This is a genomic window from Halorubrum sp. Atlit-26R (genome assembly GCF_003666015.1).
Taxonomy (GTDB): domain Archaea; phylum Halobacteriota; class Halobacteria; order Halobacteriales; family Haloferacaceae; genus Halorubrum.
The window spans coordinates 1-1,283 of record NZ_QPLT01000065.1; the positions used below are offsets into that span (position 1 = coordinate 1).

2 protein-coding genes are annotated in these 1,283 nt (G+C 47.5%); both read left to right on the forward strand.

Annotated features, from left to right (window positions below; translation table 11 throughout):
- Positions 1-659, forward strand: a 659-nt coding sequence (locus DVK07_RS19250; RefSeq protein ID WP_147441235.1) for a site-specific integrase, incomplete at its 5' end; no start/stop codon positions are given.
- A gap of 97 nt (positions 660-756) precedes the next feature.
- Positions 757-1,283 (forward strand): DEAD/DEAH box helicase family protein (locus DVK07_RS19255; protein WP_158603193.1); only part of this gene is annotated, 527 nt, incomplete at its 3' end.

The window sequence follows — 1,283 nt, forward strand, 5'->3', positions numbered from 1 at the left end:
ACCCGAAAGTAACCGTTGAAGAGATGCGAAATGTCTTGGATGACGTTACGCATTTATTCAAACGCACAGTCTTATTGATGGGTCTCAAGCTCGGTATGCGACAGGGAGAAATTCGTAATGTCAAATTGAAAGACATACATATTGAGAACGCTGAATTGCAAAAACACTACTCCGCCCTCGGATCCCACGACCGACTCGATGACTATTCTAACGCAATATATATTCCCTCTCGTTATAAGCGGCCAGGGAACAAGTCAGAAAATCCACGAATCTTGCCTCTTGACGAAGAAATGCGCCAGGTTCTGACACAGTACCTGCTAATACGTCCTGACTGTGGCGAATCGTGGGTCTTCCTTTCCCAGACGCATCACGAGAGAATTCGTGATAAAGATGGAATAAATAGACATTGGCGAGAACAAATACGACCCCAAATTGAAGCTGACGACCATCAAAAAGATCTAACCAGTCACTTCGGTCGCCACTGGTTCTCGACTTTCTGGAAGATTCACCAAGGGGTTGAGAAAGAGTATGTCCAGTATATGCGAGGAGACGAAATTGGGGATGGCAAAGACGAAGAATCACTTGATGAATACCTACACGCGTATTATCCAGATATTGAACAACGATACCGAGACGAGATCTACAAACTTCTTGTGTGAATCTCTAGATCGGAGTGGAAACTTAATCTACCTAATGCAGGTAGAGAGCCGAGCAGTGGCAACGGTTTTGACTCTACACGAGTAATACAGGTATCCCGTGTCTGAGAGTTCTCTGGAAGGTTGGCAGAACTATTTCGGCTTTAGTGACCCGTATACGAACCAGGGCGATGTTATCGAGAGTATTATCCAGACCGCGGAAGACCACGGTTACTTAGCTATGGAAGGCCCGTGCGGCACGGGCAAAACGATGGCCTCGCTTACTGCGGCAAGCTACCTGATTCGAGAAACCGACCAATTCAGGAATGCTGTTGTTGTAACCCCGGTGAAACAGCAGCGCCAACAGTTTGTTGAGGATCTTCGAACGATCAATAGTGGACTTGAAGAGCCGCTTGATGGGGTCTCACTCGTAGGAAAGCGTGATCTATGCCCATACGGACGCGAAGATGTCTTTCCTGCTGGAAGTAGTGTTCAAGAGCGATGCGAGGATCTCCGTGAGAACACTGCAGAACTCGTTGCAGAGGATAGCGATTTAGAAACTGGAAGAGAATTCGTCACATCTGACGAGCAGACTCCATCATCCCAAATTCCCGAGGAAGAGAAGTGGTGGGATACCGCGAAGGCAAG